This is a genomic window from Streptomyces sp. cf386, from assembly GCF_900103585.1.
Classification (GTDB): Bacteria; Actinomycetota; Actinomycetes; order Streptomycetales; family Streptomycetaceae; genus Streptomyces.
In genome coordinates this window covers 654,965-672,750 of the sequence record NZ_FNHV01000002.1, presented here as the reverse complement: position 1 = coordinate 672,750, position 17,786 = coordinate 654,965, and the positions used below count along the sequence as shown (strand labels likewise).

At 71.5% G+C, this 17,786-nt stretch carries 12 protein-coding genes; 6 read left to right on the top strand and 6 right to left on the bottom strand.

The window, feature by feature from the left end:
• Nucleotides 1–245 precede the first annotated feature (245 nt).
• Nucleotides 246–1,700: a DUF2079 domain-containing protein gene (locus tag BLU79_RS07335; protein ID WP_093904769.1), complete on the top strand. Its 1,455-nt coding sequence runs from the start codon at nucleotides 246–248 to the stop codon at nucleotides 1,698–1,700.
• A gap of 124 nt (nucleotides 1,701–1,824) precedes the next feature.
• Here the strand turns inward: BLU79_RS07335 and BLU79_RS07330 are convergent, their stop codons facing one another.
• Entirely contained in the window at nucleotides 1,825–4,404 is a 2,580-nt protein-coding gene (locus BLU79_RS07330) for an ABC transporter permease (RefSeq protein WP_093904768.1), read from the bottom strand.
• A complete protein-coding gene (locus tag BLU79_RS07325; RefSeq protein ID WP_093904767.1) occupies nucleotides 4,401–5,189 on the bottom strand; it encodes an ABC transporter ATP-binding protein in 789 nt (262 codons plus the stop codon). The genes BLU79_RS07330 and BLU79_RS07325 overlap by 4 nt, the downstream gene beginning before the upstream one ends.
• A 392-nt stretch (nucleotides 5,190–5,581) precedes the next feature.
• On the opposite strand from BLU79_RS07325, the gene BLU79_RS07320 reads away from it, so the two are divergent.
• The gene (locus BLU79_RS07320; protein ID WP_093904766.1) at nucleotides 5,582–7,090 is read left to right on the top strand and encodes an MFS transporter; all 1,509 of its coding nucleotides are present in this window, start codon (nucleotides 5,582–5,584) and stop codon (nucleotides 7,088–7,090) included.
• 52 nt (nucleotides 7,091–7,142) lie between these two features.
• On the opposite strand, the gene BLU79_RS07315 is transcribed toward BLU79_RS07320, so the two are convergent.
• A complete protein-coding gene (locus tag BLU79_RS07315) occupies nucleotides 7,143–8,099 on the bottom strand; it encodes an endonuclease/exonuclease/phosphatase family protein (RefSeq protein WP_256333179.1) in 957 nt (318 codons plus the stop codon).
• A 109-nt stretch (nucleotides 8,100–8,208) separates the two neighbouring features.
• Between BLU79_RS07315 and BLU79_RS07310 the strand changes: the two genes are divergently transcribed.
• From BLU79_RS07310 to BLU79_RS07295, 4 genes are all read left to right on the top strand, one after another.
• Entirely contained in the window at nucleotides 8,209–8,700 is a 492-nt protein-coding gene (locus tag BLU79_RS07310; RefSeq protein WP_093904765.1) for a GNAT family N-acetyltransferase, read from the top strand.
• 118 nt (nucleotides 8,701–8,818) lie between these two features.
• Complete coding sequence (locus BLU79_RS49765; protein ID WP_143052467.1) at nucleotides 8,819–11,233, top strand: hypothetical protein; 2,415 nt, start codon at nucleotides 8,819–8,821, stop codon at nucleotides 11,231–11,233.
• A 228-nt stretch (nucleotides 11,234–11,461) separates the two neighbouring features.
• On the top strand, nucleotides 11,462–11,983 hold the full coding sequence (locus BLU79_RS07300) for a DUF485 domain-containing protein (protein WP_093904763.1): 522 nt from the start codon (nucleotides 11,462–11,464) through the stop codon (nucleotides 11,981–11,983).
• Nucleotides 11,980–13,590 carry a sodium/solute symporter gene (locus BLU79_RS07295; RefSeq protein ID WP_093904762.1) on the top strand — a complete coding sequence of 537 codons (1,611 nt, stop codon included), beginning with the start codon at nucleotides 11,980–11,982 and terminating at the stop codon, nucleotides 13,588–13,590. Before BLU79_RS07300 ends, BLU79_RS07295 begins: the two co-directional genes overlap by 4 nt.
• Nucleotides 13,591–13,621: 31 nt before the next feature.
• On the opposite strand, the gene BLU79_RS49890 is transcribed toward BLU79_RS07295, so the two are convergent.
• The 3 genes from BLU79_RS49890 to BLU79_RS07280 form a co-directional block, all read right to left on the bottom strand.
• Nucleotides 13,622–14,743 (bottom strand): hypothetical protein, encoded by a 1,122-nt coding sequence (locus BLU79_RS49890; RefSeq protein ID WP_177000903.1) that lies wholly within the window; start codon nucleotides 14,741–14,743, stop codon nucleotides 13,622–13,624.
• Nucleotides 14,744–14,822: 79 nt separating this feature from the next.
• Nucleotides 14,823–15,710, bottom strand: coding sequence for a cellulose-binding protein (locus BLU79_RS07285; protein WP_093904761.1), 888 nt, complete (start codon nucleotides 15,708–15,710; stop codon nucleotides 14,823–14,825).
• A gap of 317 nt (nucleotides 15,711–16,027) precedes the next feature.
• A partial coding sequence (locus BLU79_RS07280) for an SUKH-4 family immunity protein (RefSeq protein ID WP_177000927.1) occupies nucleotides 16,028–17,786 on the bottom strand: 1,759 nt, incomplete at its 5' end.

The following is a 17,786-nucleotide window of genomic DNA, read 5'->3' as shown; positions in this document are numbered from 1 at the left end:
CATCGGCCCCGAAAGGGCCTCGTCCTCAAACGCCGGACGGGCTGAAAAGGACACCCCTGCGGGCGGGTGGGGGTTAGGGACGGCCGGAACTCGGCCTCCAACGCCGGACGGGCTGAGTCGCGCGGACCGGCGTCGAAAGGGGACGGCCGCTCACAGGACGAAGTCCCCCTCCCGTGCATCCGGGATTCCGCCCCGGTCCCCCCGGCGAGTGAAGGCCACGCATGTACACCGCGTAGGGTCCCCTCATGCCCACCCCCGCTCCCTCAGCGACGTCGAGCACGTCCTCCGAGCCCCACATACCCGCGCAGGCCACGTCCGGGCCCTCGGGGGCCGAGCGGCCCGGTGCGGGCCGGCGTGATCCGTGGCTGCTCGCCGCTGTGCTCTTCGTCGGGTATGCGGTCGTCTCCGTGGGGCGTTATCGGCATCTGGGGCAGCGGTCCTGGGATCTCGGCATATTCGAGCAGGTCATCCGCTCCTACGCGCATCTGCAGGCGCCCGTGGCCGACCTCAAGGCACCGGGCTTCAACATCCTGGGCGATCACTTCAGCCCGGTGACCGCCCTCCTCGCGCCCCTCTACCGGGTCTTCCCCTCCCCGGTCACACTGCTCGTCGCCCAGGCCGCGCTCTTCGCCCTCTCCGCCGTCCCGGTGACCCGTGCGGCCTCCCGGTTGCTCGGGCGGCCTCGTGGGCTCGCGATCGGCGTCGCGTACGGGCTGTCGTGGGGGCTGCAGCAGGCCGTCGACTTCGACTTTCACGAGATCTGTTTCGCCGTACCGCTCATCGCCTTCAGCCTGGAGGCGCTGCTCGCCCGGCGTTGGCGTGCCGCCCTGCTCTGGGCGCTGCCCCTCGTCCTCGTGAAGGAAGACCTGGGGATGACGCTCGCCGTCCTCGCCCTGGTCGTCGCCCTACGGGCCCGACCGCACTCGGCGCGCGACGCCCGGTACGCGATCGGCGTCGCCGCCTTCGGTGTGGTGGCCGTCGCCGTCACCCTCCTGCTCGTCATACCGAGCTTCAACACCGCCGGCACCTACGACTACTGGAACAAGGTCAGCGAGTCGGACGGCGGCGGCCCCCTCGACGGCCTCGACACCAAGCTCCGCACCCTCGGCTGGCTGCTCATACCCACCACCGGGCTGCTCGCCTTCCGGTCCCCGATCCTGCTCATCGCCCTGCCCACCCTGGGGTGGCGGTTCGTCTCCTCCTACTCGGAGTACTGGGGCACCGACTGGCACTACAGCGCCGTCCTGATGCCCGTCGTCACGCTCGCCCTCGTCGACGCCCTCGACAGCACCCGGAACAGCCCGCGCGCGTGGCTGCGGTCGTACGTCCATCACCTGCCGGCCGCCGTCGCCGCCGGCTCCCTCGCGCTGACCACCTCGCTGCCGCTGTCCGCCCTGACCGAGAGCGAGATCTATCGCAAGCCCGCGCGCGTGAGCGCCATCGGGCGGCTGTTGGCCGAGGTGCCGGACGGGGCCTCCGTCGAGGCGAACATCGCCCCGATCAGCCGGCTCACCTCGCGTTGCCGCGTCTTCTGGATCACCAACACGCGCGGCATCGACCCCGACTTCATCGCCCTCGACAACTCCCGCAAGCGCTACCGCGACGTCGAGGCCTACGCCAAGGCCCTCCACCCCAACGCCCGGTACACCGTCCAGGGCACCGCCTACGGGGTCGTACTCCTCAAGCGGCAGAGCCAATAGCCAATTGCCGACAGCCAACAGCGCGTCACGACCGTGGGCCCGGTCCGGAAGGTGATCCCTCCGGGCCGGGCCCGTCCCCCGCAACCCCCGTGTGCGGTGGCTACTCGGTCGGCCGGTCGGTTGGTTATTCGGTCGCTATCGCGTTCAGTACGTTCATCCGGCCCGCCCGGAACGCCGGGATCAGTGCCGCGAACAGCCCCACGAACGCCGAGCCGATGAAGACCCCGATGATTGTCGGCCAGGGGATGTCGAGGACGTTCAGGCCCTCCAGAGCCAGCAGCTGCTGGGCGGTAGCGCCCCAGCCCATGCCGAGCCCCAGGCCGAGCAGAGCGCCGAACAGGGCGATCACCACCGACTCCATGCGGATCATGCGGCGCAGCTGGCGGCGGGAGAGGCCGATCGCGCGGAGCAGACCGATCTCCCTCGTCCGCTCGACCACCGACAGCGCCAGGGTGTTCACCACGCCCAGGACAGCGACGATGATCGCCAGGGCCAGCAGGCCGTAGACCATGTTCAGGAGCTGGCCGACCTGGTCCTTGAGCTCCTGCTTGTAGTCGGTCTGGTCGCGGACCTGGTACTGCGGGTATTCGTGCAGGGACTTCTTCAGGGCCGCGTACGCCGTCTCCTCCTGGCCCTTCTTCGCCTTGGCGAACATGATCACGCTCTGCGGGATCCGGTCGGCGGGGAGGTACTTCGACAGGGTCTCGATGCTCGTGTAGCGGGCGCCCTGGTCGATGGAGGTGTCGTCGTCCGTGATGGCCGCGACCTTCAGCTCGGCCGTCTCGCCGCCCTTGAAGGCGACCGTGATGGTGTCACCGACGTGCACGCCGTGCTTCTTGGCGTAGTCGGAGCCGACCGACATGGCGTCCTTGCCGTAGGCGGCGGAGAGGGTGCCCTCCGTGGCCGTACGGCGCACGTCCTCGGCGTAGGTCGGGTCCGCGGCCGTGAGACCGGTGTCGTCGGTCTTGCCGTCCGGCGAGGTCAGGGTGGCGTCGATGTCCTTGTAGCGGGTGACGTGGGCGAGGCCCGGTGTCTGCTGCATCGCCTTCTCGGCCAGCGGCACGATCCGCTGCTGCTGGGTCATGACGATGTAGTCCGCGCCGACGGATTTGTCGAGCTCGCTCGTCGCCGAGGCGACCATCGAGGAGCCGACCACCGACAGGCACGCCACCAGCGCGAGGCCGATCATCAGGGCGGCGCCCGTGGCGCCGGTACGGCGCGGGTTGCGCAGGGCGTTGCGCTCGGCCATGCGGCCGACCGGGCCGAAGGCCCGCAGCAGGACCGCGCTGATCACCCGGACCACGCCGCCCGCCAGCAGCGGGCCGATGACCACGAAGCCGATCAGGGACAGCACCACGCCGCCGCCCAGCATCAGCGCGCCGTCGCTCGCCTTGTCGGCCGTGGCCGCCGCGTAGAGGGCGAAGGCGCCCGCGCCGGTCAGGACCAGTCCGATCAGGCCGCGTATCCAGCCCGCCTTGCCGTCGGCCGGCGTACCGGCGTCGCGCAGGGCGGCCATCGGGGAGACCTTTCCGGCCCGGCGGGCGGGGAGGTAGGCCGCCAGCACCGTCACCACGACGCCCAGGATCAAGCCGACGACAGGGGTCGTCACCTTCACCGTCAGGTCGTCGGTGGAGAGGTTCATGCCGGCCATCGACATGAGCTTCATCAGGCCGACCGCGATGCCGACACCGGCACCGACGCCGAGTATCGATCCGACGAAGCCCAGCAGCAGCGCCTCCACCAGCACGGACCGGTTGACCTGTCGGCGCGAGGATCCGATCGCCCGCATGAGGCCGATCTCGCGGGTGCGCTGGGCGACCAGCATCGAGAAGGTGTTGATGATCAGGAAGATGCCGACCAGAAAGGCGATTCCGGCGAAGCCGAGCATGGCGTACTTGATGACGTCCATGAAGGCGCCGACGTCCTTGCGGTTCTCGTCGGCGTTCTCCTTGGCCGTCTGGATCTTGTACGCGCCGGACGTCCCGTCCAGGGCCGCGGCGACGTTGCTCTTGAGCTGCGCGTCGCTCACGCCGGCCGCCGCCGTGACGGAGACCTGCGTGAAGCGGCCGGTCGCGCCGAGCAGCGTGCGCTGGGCGGTCTCGGTGTCGAAGTAGACGACGGCCGCGCCCGGGTTGGTCACCTTCCAGGAGGCGATGCCGACGATCCGCGCGCGGAGGTCGCCGGTGGCGGCGATGGTGCGCAACTCGTCGCCCAGCTTCAGGTCGTGCTTGTCGGCGGTGTCCGCGTCGACCATGACCTCGGTGGGCCCGCGCGGGGCGTGCCCGGAGGTGATCTCCATGGACTTCAGGTCGTTCTGGGTCCAGTTGCCGGCGAAGGTGGGCGCGCCGGTGGTGGAACCCATGTTCTTGTTCTCGGAGTTGACGACGGTCACGCTCGTCGAGGCGACCGCGCCCTCCGCCTTCTTGACGCCGTCGACGGCCGCGACCTGCTCGACGGTCGAGGCGGGCAGCGAGACGGGCTTTCCGGTGCCGGCGCCGGTGTCCTCGTCCTTGGCGTCCTTGGGGCTGACGGTGACGTCGGACGAGGTGACGGCGAAGAGCTTGTCGAAGGTCGTGTTCATCGTGTCGGTGAACACGAGCGTCCCGCACACGAAGGCGACCGACAGCAGCACCGCCACGGCCGACAGCGCCATCCGGCCCTTGTGCGCGAAGAAGTTGCGCATGGAGGTCTTCAGGACGGTCATGACGTACGTCCCCGGGCGTCGAAGTCCTTCATGCGGTCCAGGACGGCGTCGGCGGTCGGCTTGTACATCTCGTCGACGATGCGCCCGTCGGCGAGGTACAGCACGCGGTCCGCGTACGAGGCGGCGACGGGGTCGTGGGTGACCATCACGATGGTCTGCCCGAGCTCGTCGACGGACCGCCGCAGGAAGCCGAGGACCTCGGCGCCCGCGCGCGAGTCGAGGTTTCCGGTCGGCTCGTCGCCGAAGATGATCTCCGGGCGCGCGGCCAGGGCACGGGCCACGGCGACGCGCTGCTGCTGGCCGCCGGAGAGTTGGGTGGGCCGGTGCTTGAGCCGGTCGGAAAGGCCGACGGTGTCGACCACACGACCGAGCCACTCCCTGTCCGGCTTGCGGCCCGCTATGTCCATGGGCAGCGTGATGTTCTCCAGAGCGTTGAGCGTCGGCAGCAGGTTGAACGCCTGGAAGATGAAGCCGATCCGGTCCCGGCGCAGCTGCGTGAGCTTCTTGTCCTTCAGCCCGGTGATCTCGGTCTCGTCAAGGTAGATCTGGCCGCCGGTCACGGTGTCGAGACCGGCGAGACAGTGCATGAGCGTGGACTTGCCGGATCCCGAGGGGCCCATGATCGCGGTGAACTGGCCACGCGCGATGTCCACGTCGACATGGTCGAGGGCGACGACCCGGGTCTCCCCCGACCCGTACGCCTTGACGACCTGCCGCGCCCGCGCGGCAACGGCCGTACGCCCTCCAGTGCCCCCGTGCCTGGGAATGGTCACAGCCGATGTCACGGTATGTCTCCTAAGTCGATCAACAGGTGAATCACGAGAACTTGCTACGGCAGTCAGTCTCGTGGCGGGAGAGGGTCCGGCGCGCTGGTGCGCGGCCCCGTCTTGTGCGGGGGAAAACCCCACCCCCGTTGGTTCGGTCAGCCGCCCCCCAGCGGCGTAAAGCCAGGTTAAGGACGAGGTGTGCCCCGTCTCGTCCTCCGGGGGTACGAACCCTCCCCGAGACCTAGTACGGAGGTCCCCCTAGGGGCAGTCCTCCCACCGGTGGAGCCCTTCTCAGGGGCGTCTCCCCCCTCGGACGCATCCAGGCTCCACCCTCCCGCGGTGTCAGGGTCAAGTGGGAAGCTGTTCGGCGGCAGATAGGTGCAAGGGGAAAGCAACAGGGAAGGACCCCGGTGGGCCGTACGACACCCGCGATACGCGACACCGCACAGCACACCGGAACGGACAAGCGCTCAGCCGTGGTCGCGGCTCTGATGCTCGCGATGGCGCTGGCGGCACTCGACTCCACCATCGTCTCCACGGCCGTGCCCCAGATCGTCGGTGACCTGGGCGGCTTCTCGGTGTTCTCCTGGCTCTTCTCCGGATATCTGCTGGCCGTGACCGTGACCCTCCCGGTCTACGGCAAGCTCTCCGACACCTTCGGCCGCAAGCCGGTGCTGATCGCGGGCGCGGTGGTGTTCCTGCTGGGGTCGCTGCTGTGCGCGGTGGCGTGGAACATGGCGGCGCTGATCGCGTTCCGGATCGTGCAGGGGCTGGGCGGCGGGGCCCTTCAGGGGACGGTCCAGACGCTGGCCGCCGACCTGTATCCGCTCAAGGAGCGCCCGAAGATCCAGTCCAAGTTGTCCACGGTGTGGGCGCTTTCGGCGGTGGCCGGACCGGGGTTGGGCGGGGTCCTGGCGGCGTACGCGGACTGGCGCTGGATCTTTCTCATCAACCTGCCCATAGGGGCGGTGGCGTTGTGGCTGATCGTGCGCCATCTGCACGAGCCCGAGCGCGAAACGACGGGCACGCGCGCGCGTATCGACTGGGCGGGCGCGCTGGCGGTGTTCGCGTGCGGGGGTGTGCTGCTGACGGCACTGGTGCAGGGCGGGGTGGCGTGGCCGTGGCTCTCGGGGCCGTCCTTCGCCCTCTTCGGTACGGGACTTGCCCTCGCGGCGGTCGTCGTGCTGGTGGAGCGCAGGGCGGCCGAGCCGATCATCCCCGGGTGGGTGTGGCGGCGCCGGACGATCGCGGCGGTGAACCTGGCGCTGGGCGCGCTGGGACTGCTGATGGTGGCCCCGGCGGTCTTTCTGCCCACGTACGCCCAGGCGGTCCTGGGCCTCGCCCCGGTGGCGGCCGGATTCGTGCTGTCCGTCTGGACGTTGAGCTGGCCGGTGTCGGCCGCGCTCAGCCAGCACGTGTACCGAAGGATCGGCTTCCGCAACACGGCGATGCTGGGCATCGCAGCGGCCTCCTTGATCCTGCTGGCGTTCCTGTTCCTGCCGTATCCCGGGCAGGCCTGGCAGCCGACGCTGCTGATGCTGTTGCTGGGCGCGGCCCTGGGCCTGTTCCAACTGCCGCTGATCATCGGCGTGCAGTCGACGGTCGGCTGGTCGGAGCGGGGTACGGCGACAGCGTCCATCCTCTTCTGCCGGCAGACCGGCCAGACGGTGGGCGCGGCGCTCTTCGGCGCGGTGGCGAACGGCGTGCTGGCGTCGCGGCTCGGCGGGGCGAGCGACCTGGACTCGGTGACCCGGGCACTGGATTCCGGCGGCACGGCCCCGGAGGCCACCAGGCGGGCCATCGCCGACGCGGTGCACGCCGTGTATCTGGGGGCGTCCTGCGCGGCGGCGCTGGCCTTCCTGGTGCTGTTGCTGCTGGCGCCGAGGCGGTTCCCGGTGCTCAAGGAAGACGGACAGTGAACCCGGCTGACTCGGGTTCCCGCGCGCGGGGGCCGCGACGCATGCTCATGCGTCAGCCCAGGGTGACGCGGGCGGCGACCGGCAGATGGTCGCTACCGGTGGCGGGCAGGGTGCGGATGTGACCGACGGTCGCGGAGCGGGCCATCACCTGGTCGATCCGGGCCAGCGGCAGGGCGGCGGGGAAACTGAAGGCGAAGCCCCGCTCCGCCACGTTCATCCGTGAGGTCAGGGGGGCCAGCCCACGGTCGTCGACGGTGCCGTTGAGGTCGCCCAGCAGAAGCACCGTTCCCAGCTTCTCGGCGGCGACGGCCCGGCCCAGCAGTTCGGCGCTCTCATCGCGCCAGGAGGACGCGAGGCCGCTCGCCCGGACGCGGACCGAGGGCAGGTGCGCGACATACGCCGCGACGGCGCCGTACGGCGTGTGAACCACGGTCCGCAGCCCGCGACTCCAGGCCTCCGCGATCCCCTGGGGTTTGATGTCCACCAGCCGGGCACCGGAAAGCGGATGCTTCGACCAGAGCCCGACGGTGCCCCGGACCACGTGGTACGGGAAGTCCGGGGCGAGCGCCTTCTCGTAGACCGGCAGCGCCCGCGGCACCAGTTCCTCCAGCGCGATGAGATCGGGCTCGGCGTCGGCGAGGGCGCGGGCGGTGCCCTCCGGGTCGTCGTTCTCGTCGCTGACGTTGTGCTGCACCACGACCAACTCGCGCGCGCCGGGCTTCGCCGCGGGCGGGAGCAGCCCGCCGAAGAGGTACGTCCAGGCCGCGACCGGCAGCAGGAGGGCCACCAGTGCGACGGCCGACCGGCGCAGCAGGGCCGCGCCGAACAGCACCACGACCACCAGGCCCAGCCACGGCAGGAAGGCTTCCAGCAGACTGCCCAGCCGCCCCACGGAGTTGGGCACCGCCCGGTGGAACACCAGCAGCCCGGCGGTCAGTACGGCGAGTGCCGCGAGCACCCGCCCCCGGGCCCACGGGTCCGCCGCCACCGCCTTCACCGTCGACGTCATGTCACTGTCCGCTCGATCGCCCGCCCGCTCCACCATGGCTTCCCGTCCGCTTGATCTCCCTTTCCAAGACGAGCCGCGGAGTGGATCAGTTTCTGCGATCCTGCGGCCCATGGTGAAGCTGGAGCGGCTGCGGGGCGATCACGCGGATGCACTGTTGGCCTTCGAGCGGGAGAACCGGGAGTACTTCGCGCGTACGGTGCCGGATCGCGGCGACGCCTACTTCGCCGACTTCGCCTCCCGGCACGCGGCTCGGCTGGCCGAACAGGACGCCGGGATCTGCCACTTCCATGTGGTCGTGGACGAGCGAGGCGGGATCGCGGGCCGCGTGAACCTGGTCGATGTCGAGGACGGTTCCGCCGAACTCGGGTACCGCGTCGGCGAGCACGCGGCGGGCAAAGGCGTCGCCACAGCGGCGGTGGCGGAGGTGTGCCGGGTCGCGGGTTCGGCGTACGGGCTGACCTCCCTGGTCGCGGTCACCACCCTGGACAACCTCGGGTCCCGGACCGTCCTGGAGCGGAACTCCTTCGCCCTCGTGGAGGACACCGTTGTGGCTGGCAAGCCCGGTATCCGCTACCGCCGCTCGCATCTGTGGGTCCCGTGAGCCGCCACGGCGACCACCAGCAGGACAGGCCCTAGGGCACGCCCCCTATCCCCGTTCCGGGGACGGACCACCCTCCCGGAGGACGCCCCGTCGCCTGTCGGCCACGTCTGCTGAAGTCATGGATTTCAACAGGCGTACGGCGATGGCGGCGGGCTTGGGCGCGACGGTGGTGGCGGCGACGGGCATCGGCACGCGCACCGCCCGCGCAGCCGGCCCTGGAGGGATCACCGTCCCCGGCGAGTCCCCGACCCGCACGAACATCCCGGTCGCCCGCGACCGCCGCGCCTCCGGTGGCCGCTACCTCGCCCTGCTCACGAGCGAACACCCCCCGCCGGACACCGGCTGGTACGCCACATACCGCGTCCGCGTCCCGCACCAGCAGGTGTACGCGCTCACCGCCGTCGCGACCGCGCCCGTGGAGACACCGCACACGGAGGCCGTCGCCTCCTACCTCCAACTGTCGGTCAACGACGGCCCCTTCACCGACCTCGCCCGCTCCCAACCGCACTGGTACGGCTCGCCGCCCGCCTGGGGCGATCTGTCCGTCCTGGATCTCGGCACCCGGGAACTCCGCGGTGGGGACAACACGTTCACCTTGCGGGTCATCGAGCCCACGATCCTTGACAACACCACTGCTTACGCCTTTTCTCTGGACCACTTCACCCTGCGCCCTCTGCCCGGCCCGGCTCTCCGCGAGGCCCATGTCCGCCGCCACCGCGTCGGCACCCCAGCCCACCTCCGCCTGACCCTCGACGGACACGCCACCCGCCCGCACCCAGTCCGCTACACCGTCACCGACTACTTCGGCCACCAGGTCACCGACGGCGGTACGACCATCCGCGCAGGCCACACCACCACGACGGTCCCCCTCCCCGCCGACCTCCCGCCCGGCCACTACCGCATCCGCACCGACGACGGCACGTCAAGCACCTTCGCCCGTCTCCCGGCCCGCCCCGCGGTCACCGACGCGACCGCCAACCGCTTCGGCGTCAACGTCTGGGCGTCCTCCCTCGTACCGCCCTCCCGGCTGGACGAATTCGCCGCCGCCGTAAGGGACATGGGAGCCGCCTGGATCCGCGACGGACAGTCCTGGCCGGTCGCCGAGCCCACACCCGGTGCGTACGACACCGCGCACCACGACCGCGTCACCCGCACGCTGCGTGCCCACGGTCTCGCCGTCCTGGACGTCCTCTCCCCTGCCCCCGAGTGGGCGATGACCGACGCCTCGCTGCCCCTGCCCGCGGACCTGCGCCACGCCTACCGCTACGCCCGCCGCCTCGCCCTGGCCGCCCCGGAGGCGCTCCAGCTCTCCAACGAGCCCGACGTCGACACCACCCGCAGCACCGGCGACGCCCACGCCGCGTTTGTGAAGGCGGCGGCGCTCGGCACCAAGGACGCCTGTGACGAACCGCCGCTCGTCGTCCTGCCCGGCCTCGCCCAGGCCGGCCCCTTCCAGGACCTGATGCTCGCGAACGACGTCGTCCGGTACGCCGATGTGTGGGCCTTCCACGGCTATCCCGATCCCGCCGAGCAGGACGATCCCGCGTTCCCCGGCGCGGCGGACGAGCAGCACGCGCTCGCCCGGCGGCACGGGGCCGATGAAGTACCGCTGTGGATGACGGAGTGCGGGGCGTTCCTGGAGACGTCCGGCGACCTCAACCCGGCGCAGGAGCGCGTCCAGGCACGGTTCCTGGTGCGGTCGATGGTGGAAGGGCTGGCCGCCGGGAACGGTCGGCAGTTCTGGTTCGCGGGACCGCCGCTGCACGACGACGGCGTGTACTTCGGCCTCCTCGACCGGGACTTCGGGCCCCTCCCCGCCTACAGCGCCTTCGCCGCGCTGACCTCGCTGCTCGGCGCGGCGCACTTCGTCGGGCCGGTGCGGCATCCGCCTGCCGGCGTCCGGGGGTTCGTCTTCGACGACGGATGCGGGCAGCGGGTCACGGTGGTGTGGGCCGAACGGCCCGCGCGCGTGCGGCTGCGGGTGCCGGTGCCCGGGGTGGCGTACGACATCATGGGGCGGCCGTTGGCGGACCTGACGGAGGGGGCCGCCGTGATCGTGTCGCCGGATCCGGTCTACGTCGTCTCGCGTGCCGGGTCTCCCGACCTACGGGGTGCCGGTGTGCGCCACCGCCCCGGCGCCCTCTCCCCCGCCGAGCACATCGTCCTCAGCCAGCGCTACGCCGCCCGCAATGCCGCGCCCGGCAAGGACAACGGCGACGCGCCGCCGCCGTACGGCTACCGCCTCGGCCGCCGTACGCGCATGACCGTCGACGTCTACAACTTCGGTGGCTCGGGGCAGTACGTGACGGTCGCGGCGGAGGCGATGGGGGCGGGGTGGTCGGTGCGGCCGGCGGCGGGTACGCGGGTGTGGGTGCCGGCCGAGGGGCGGGTCGGTGTGGAGTTCTTGGTGGTGGCGGGGAGTTCGGTGCGGCGGCGGGTGGATCGGCGGCTGGCGTTCCGGGCGCGGCTCGACAACGCGGGCGGCGGGCGCGGCGAGGTGCCCGGCAGTGTGGCCCTCGTTCACCTCAAGTAGGGCCGCGGTCGCCTCCAGTAGCCCCACAGTGGACACAAAGGTCTGAGTTAACCGGGGTAACACCCCAGGTCAGACACAGTTCGGCGTAAGTAAGCGCATACCGACCACTCAGTTTGGTGAAACCCTCGACCATCCCGGTACTGCGCAGTAACGTGCGTGGCTCGCCCGCCCCCCACACACTCCCTGCGGTCCGCCGCACCGGACCCGAGCCACGCAAGGAGCACCGGGATGTCCTCCCCGTACCACCCGTACGACCCGCACGACCGGTATGACCCGCACGACCCGTTCTCACCGTTCCCGCGGTACCCGGCCCCACCGGCACCCCCGTCTCCGTCCGCGTCCCCGTCGTACGCCACCTACCCCTGGCAACCCCCCACCCCTCCGGAGCCGACCGCACCCCCACGCCACCGAACCCCGGACCACCCGCCCCTCGGGCACCACAGCGACCTGCGGATCCTGCGCACCGCCTACCGCTGGCAGCGGCGCGTGGCGACGCTCACCGCACTCGGGTACTTCACCCTCTTCCTGATCCTGTCCGCCGTCGCGCCCGGGTTCATGACGAGCACCATCACCGACGGGCTGCCCACCGGCCTGCTGCTCGCGCTGCTCCAACTGCCCGTCACCTGGCTGGCGATATGGCTGTATGAGCACACGGCCGGCCGTTACGTCGACCCGCTCGCGGACCGCATCCGCAAGGAGGCCGCGGTGGAGGCCAAGCGCGAGGCGGGCAAGAGGGAGGCCGGGCGATGACGGACTTCAGCTCGGACGCGCAGGCGTGGTCGCTGGTCGCGTTCTGCACCGTGGCCACGATCACGCTGCTGCTGTGCGTGATGATGGGCCCGGACCGGGACGACCTCGACGAGTTCTACACGGGCTACAGCTCCCTGTCCCCCATGCGCAACGGCCTGGCGATCGCGGGCGACTACATCAGCGCGGCGACCGTGCTGGGCACGACCGGGGTGATCGCGCTGTGCGGCTACGACGGCATCGTGCTGGCGCTGAGCACGACCCTGTCGCTGATGCTGCTGATGTTCCTGCTCGCCGAACCCCTGCGCAACGCGGGCCGGTTCACGATGGGCGACGCGCTGGCGCGCCGGATGCCGGGGCGGGGTGTACGGGTCGCGGCGTGCGTGGTGACGCTGGCCGCGCTGGTGCCGCTGATGCTGGTGCAGTTGGCGGGGACCGGGCAACTGCTGGCGTTCATCCTGGGGTTCTCGGGCGACTCCCTGAAGACGGGGTGCATCGTCGGGCTGGGTGTGCTGATGATCAGCTACGCGGCCATCGGCGGGATGAAGGGCACCGCCCTCATCCAGATCCTGAAGATGGTGATGCTGCTCGGGTCGGGCGTCGTGGTCGCCGTACTGGTGCTGCGGCGGTTCGACTGGGATCCGGGCGCGCTGTTCGACGCGGCGGCGGCGCGGAGCGGGGTCGGCTCGGCGTTCCTGGAGTCGGGCTTGCAGTTCTCGGGCGGTCCGCACCCCCGCCTCGACATGATCAGCTCCCAGCTCGCGGTCGTCCTCGGCGGTGCGGTACTGCCGCACATCACCATGCGCATGTACACGGCGAGCGGTGCGCGTCAGGTGCGGCGGTCCATGTCCTGGGCGGTGTCCAGCGTGGCGGTGTTCGTGCTGGTGATCACGGTGATCGGCTTCGGCGCCGTGGCACTGATCGGGCGGGAGGTGATCGCCGGGGCGGATCCGCAGGGCAACACGGCGTATCTGCTGGGGACCAGGGCCGCGTTCGGCGTCGATGTCTCCACCACGGAGACGCTCGTCTTCACGGCGGTCACCACGGCCATCTTCCTGACCGTGCTCGCCTCGGTCGCGGGCATGATCCTCGCCTGCGCGAACTCCCTCGCCCATGACGTGTTCGCCACCCGGCTGCGGGAGCTGTCCGGCCGCCGCGAGATGGCGGTGGCACGACTGTCGGCGCTGGCGGTGGGCGTCCCGGCGATCGTGCTGGCGACGATGGTCCAGCACCGCAGCCTGCAGCCACTGGTGACCCTGTCCTTCACCCTCGGCGCCTCCGCCATCGCGCCGGCCCTCGTCTACAGCCTCTTCTGGCGCCGGTACACCCGCGCCGGCCTGCTGTGGACGCTGATCGGCGGCTCGGCGGTGGTGCTGGTCCTGATGCCGGGGACCAATCTTGTCTCCGGGTCACCGATTTCCGCCTTCCCCGACGCCGACTTCAACTGGTTCCCCTTCACGACACCCGGGCTCGTGTCGATTCCGGCCGGGTTCCTCCTCGGGTGGCTGGGGACGGTCGCGTCCGGGCGGAGCGAGTCGGAGGAACAGCGGCGGCAGTACGAGGCCGTGGAGGGGTGGATTCTGGCGGGGGCGGTGCGAAGGGGGAACTGAGCCGAGGGGGAGCCTCCGAGTGGCCTCCGGGTCACTCGCCGGGGGCGGGCTGCATCTCGGCGTCGGGGTCCTCGCCGGTCTCCGCCCGTGGTTGATTGCCACGGGCGCGCAGCAGGTCCGCCCTGGCGTAGGTGAGATGGGCCACCGCCTTGATGATCGCTGCCGCGCCCGCGGTGACGCCCGAGGTCAGGCCCGCGATCGCCACGATGACCTGCGCGGTCTCGGAGGCGTCGAAGCCGAGTGGGTGGGGCTCGTCGAGCAGGGGCCGGGCGGCCAGGAAGGCGATGGCGTATCCGAGCAGGGCCACCGCGGCCAGGAGGGTCATCTCGCGGAGGCGCCGGGCAGAGTCCGCGGGCTGTACGGCGGCGCCGGGGACGTGGTGACGTCCACGGCCTCTCAGCACCGCCCCCGCGAGGGCACCCGTCGCGGCGGCGGCCACGGCGGCGACGACCACCTGTGCCGCGGGCACGCCCCCGCCGTCGGACGCGGTGTCGCGGGTGAGGACCAGCCCGGCGAGTGCCAGGACGCAGAGCATCAGCGCGAAGGTGATCAGCCGGGCGGCCGCGCTGAACAGCGGCGGCCTGTCGTCCGGCGTCGCGGCGCGGTTGGGGTGCACCTCGCCGTCCCGGATACCGCCGAGCAGTCGTACCGGGCTCCCCACGCGGCCGCCCGACAGCAGCACCAGCACCTTGAAGTGGTCACCACGGTTGAGCGGCACGCGCGGGAGGCGCAGCTGGTTGCCCTGGTAGCCGAAGCCCACCGAGGGCGTGAAGTGGTCCATCAGGTGATCGAGGTGGGGCGGCTGGGTGACCGAGACGCCCCGGACCGCGCGGTCGGTGAACATCACGGTGAGGCCGTGGTGTTCGCGGCCCGTGTAGTCGTCGTTCCCGATGCTCTGCGTGCCGTCGTTCTCGATCCGCAGCAGCACGAGGGTCGCGTCGTCCATGCCCGGTGTCTCGTCGAACAGACCCAGGCGGACACCGGCTCGTCGCCGCCACGCATCGTCGTCGACCGGGCTGTCCATCTGCACCCGGTAACCGATCTGCTTGCGACGCGGCACCCGGCGCTCGTACCAGACCATGGCCACCGAGGCGACGACCATCACGACGACCGCCACCACAGCCACGACATCCTGCGCGCTCAGCCAGTCCACGGTGCCTCAACTCACGTCCGATACAGGGCGGTTCCCGTTCCCACCTTGCCCGGACGCAGCGTCCCGCAACCGGCGTCGCTCACTCCTGGGACGCCTGCCGGGTCAGCGTCATCAGGCTGTTGCGCATCTGGTCCATGTGCGTGCGCACCTCGTCCCAGGTCTTCCCGTGCTCGTGCAGCACCCGATCCGTCTCCTGGGTGATCTCCTCCGCGCGCTTCCGGGCCTCCGCGAGAAGCTCGGTCGCGTGCGCCCGCGCCTCCTCCTGCAACCGTTTCGCCGAGTTCTCCGCGTCCGCCAGCACCAGCTCCGCCTCGGCCACCGAGGCCTCGGCCCGTGCCAGCCGCTCCACCTCCGACGCCCCCAGCGCGGCCACCCGTTCCTCGGCCTCCCGCTCGGCCTCGGCAATCCGCGCGGCCTGGTCCTTCGCCTGGTCGGTGAGCAGACCGTTGGTGCGCTGCCGCGTCTCCCGCAACGGCCCGAGCACCTCCCCGCGCCCCTCCTTCAACGCCCGCCGGGCGGCGATACGGATCTCCCCCGCCTCATTGCGCGCCGCGAGCAACCGCTGACGGGCGTACTCGTCGGCCTCGGCGCCCACGACCTCGGCGTGCGCCTGTGCCGCTTCCCGCACGCCCTCCGCGTACGTCTGCGCCTCCTCCACCACATGCCGCGCCTCCTGCCGCGCCCTCTCCCGCATGACCGCGGCCTCCGCCTCCGCCAACTCGAAGAGCCGGCGCGCGCCCTCCCCGAGCGTCTCGTACGTCTGCGGGGCCAGTAGCGCCACCGCCTCCCGCAACCGCTCCGCCTCCTCCTCCATCTCCCTGGCGAGCACGGTGAGCCGGGCGGCCCGTTCCCAGGCGGCGTCACGGTTCTGGAAGACGGCGTCGACGTAGGCGTCGACCTGGTCGGGACGGTAGCCACGCCCGCGTACGACCACGAAGTCGTGGAGCGAGCCCGGTGCGCCGCTCATCCTGAACCCCTCTCCGCCGAGGAAGCGAAAATGATGATTTAGCGCACATCTTGATGTATCGGGCGGAAGCGTTCATAACGCGACACTCCGCGTGCGGGACACGGGCGGAGGCACTGAGCCCGCAGGAAAAGCGCAGACGGGCGCATACGAAAGGGCCGGCTCCCGGTCGCACAACCGGGAGCCGGCCCTTTCACTCCTGCACGCCGCTGTCAGCGGCAGCCGGGTGATGTCACGTCAGACGTCATGCCGAACGCCATGTCAGACGTCACCTCAGGTGTCATGTCAGGTGCCACGTCAAATGGAACAGTCGGGCGGCGTCACAGCAACCCGTCCCACATCTGCTCCAACAGCACCGACCACCAGCTCTCCGGCGAGCCGAGCGCCGCCGGGTCGAGGGAGGCGAGCTGGGCCTGGAAGTCGACGGTCCAGCGGCCCGCCTGCTCCTGGTTCAGGCCGAAGCGAAGACGCCACATCCGGCCGAGCAGCGCCAGGCAGCGCTGGAACTCGGGCAGGCCCGTGTTCACGAACTGCGGCGGTACGGGCGCACCGCCCGGGCCCGCCTCCACCGGCACGGCGACGATGTTCGCCGTCCCGTACTGGACACAGAGCGCCTTGCCGAAGTCGCTGCCCATGACGAGGTACGACCCCGCGTCCGAGGCCGGCTGCACCCCGCGCTCCTGCGCGAGCTCCGCCAGCGTCGGAACGGGCCGCCCCGGGTGGGCCTGCGCCCAGAAGAACGGACCCAGGTCCATCGGCAGACCACCGACGACCAGGCTGTGCGCCACGACCGGCGGCACGCCCTGCCGGGACACGGCGGCCTGCTCGAACCGGAAGATCCCCGGCCCGAACGTCCCCGCCAGTTCCTGCGCCACGCCCTCCGGCGGAATCGGCGGCGCCGGCTGCACCTGCGGCAACGGGGCACGCACCGGCGCCGGGCGGGCGGGCCCGTCGGCCACCTGGTGCAACTCACCCTGATGCGCGAGCAGTTGCCGCATGCCCTGTTGCCGGCTCGTGTGATCCATACCGTACGGCGCGATGGACGTGATCCGCGCCTGCGGCCACTGCTCCCGGATCATCCGCGCACAGTACGCACCCGGCAGCTCGCACGACTCCAACTCCGTGTGCAGCTCCAGCACCTGGTCCGGCGGCACGTTCATGCCCCGCAGCTCATGGAAGATCTGCCACTCCGGATGCGGCGTCCCCGGCGCCGAACGCCGGATCAGCTGCTGCTCCGACCCGTCCTGCGCGCGGTAGCGGAGGACGGCCTGGTAGCCGGGGCCGACGGTCGGCTGGCCGGTGGGGGGCTGAGGGTAGCCGTAGGCCGGGGGCCGACCTGGGGTGGAGGGTTGGCCCGGAGCCGGGGCCGGAGGGCCGGGCTGGCCGGGCGGCGGTACGGCACCTGGCGGCATCGGGGGCTGCGGGGTGGCCGGGGCCATGCCGGGGGCGCCGGGCGCGGCGGGGACGCCCGGGGCTGGGGGCATGCCGGGAGCGCCAGGCGGTTGTGGAGCGCCGGGGGCGCCTGCAACACCGGGCACGCCAGGAGACTGCGGAGCACCGGGCACGCCAGGGGGTAGCGGAGCCCCGGGCGCGCCAGGGGCCGGGGGCAGGCCAGGAGCACCGGCAACACCGGGTACGCCTGGGGGCTGCGGAGCGCCGGGCGCGTTGGGCGCACCAAGGGCGCCGGGACCGGCTGGAGCACCGGGCGCGCCCGGAACGCCGGGACCGCCGGGACCGCCGGGTGCCTGCGGGGGCGGCGGTACACCGGGGCCGCCCACCGGGGGCGCGGCCAGCACCGTCTCCGCATGGTGAACGGCACCGCGAGCGCCGCCCGCCGAGCCCTGGGAGGCCTGCCCGCCAGGGAAGCCGGGAGGCTGCGGGGCGCCTGGGGAGTGCGGGGCGCCTGGGGAGTGCGGGGCGCCGGGCGCACCCGGAACACCGGGAGGCTGCGGAGCACCGGGAGTGCCAGGCGCACCCGGAACACCGGGAACTCCAGGAGGCTGCGGAGCCCCAGGCATGCCCGAAGCACCCGGAACACCAGGCGCGTGAGGAGCACCAGGCGGATTCGGCGCACCCGGA

Bases quoted from the DNA above. Each gene is read 5' to 3' on its own strand.
- BLU79_RS07315 (WP_256333179.1), bottom strand. From the start codon at position 8,099: ATGACGTCGACGGTGAAGGCGGTGGCGGCGGACCCGTGGGCCCGGGGG.
- BLU79_RS07285 (WP_093904761.1), bottom strand. From the start codon at position 15,710: ATGAGCGGCGCACCGGGCTCGCTCCACGACTTCGTGGTCGTACGCGGG.
- BLU79_RS49765 (WP_143052467.1), top strand. From the start codon at position 8,819: ATGGATTTCAACAGGCGTACGGCGATGGCGGCGGGCTTGGGCGCGACG.
- BLU79_RS07300 (WP_093904763.1), top strand. From the start codon at position 11,462: ATGTCCTCCCCGTACCACCCGTACGACCCGCACGACCGGTATGACCCG.
- BLU79_RS07310 (WP_093904765.1), top strand. From the start codon at position 8,209: ATGGTGAAGCTGGAGCGGCTGCGGGGCGATCACGCGGATGCACTGTTG.
- BLU79_RS07335 (WP_093904769.1), top strand. From the start codon at position 246: ATGCCCACCCCCGCTCCCTCAGCGACGTCGAGCACGTCCTCCGAGCCC.
- BLU79_RS07295 (WP_093904762.1), top strand. From the start codon at position 11,980: ATGACGGACTTCAGCTCGGACGCGCAGGCGTGGTCGCTGGTCGCGTTC.
- BLU79_RS07330 (WP_093904768.1), bottom strand. From the start codon at position 4,404: ATGACCGTCCTGAAGACCTCCATGCGCAACTTCTTCGCGCACAAGGGC.